1 pseudogene is annotated in these 330 nt (G+C 48.2%); it reads left to right on the forward strand.

Annotated features, from left to right (window positions below):
* Nucleotides 1-237, forward strand: a pseudogene (locus tag BZJ21_RS16480) (glycosyl hydrolase family 26); the annotation flags it as partial.
* Nucleotides 238-330: the final 93 nt, after the last annotated feature.

Here is a 330-nt window from a genome sequence, read left to right on the forward strand (position 1 = left end):
TTTTTTGATGTGATGGATTTACCGGGTAAATTTGAACACGCTGATGATGCTGATGTAAAACCAAGACGTGAGTGGCATGAGTACACGGTGAAAAGTTATATGGGTGGGAAGCTAGTAAAGTTAGAAGACGAGCGAGGAATGTCACCGTTAAGGATTAACTCAAAAGAATTGGACTGGGTTTATTACACGAATCCGCTATTTGCCATCATTGATGGACGTATGGTGATTGCACGTTAAGGAGGCGCTATGCCAGGCGCAGCACGATTAGGGGATACCGCCGGTGGACATGGTTGTTTTCCGCCCACCGCAGTGACCAGCGCCAGCGCTGGG

The organism is Salinivibrio costicola subsp. alcaliphilus, assembly GCF_001996185.1.
GTDB classification, from domain to species: Bacteria; Pseudomonadota; Gammaproteobacteria; order Enterobacterales; family Vibrionaceae; genus Salinivibrio; species Salinivibrio costicola.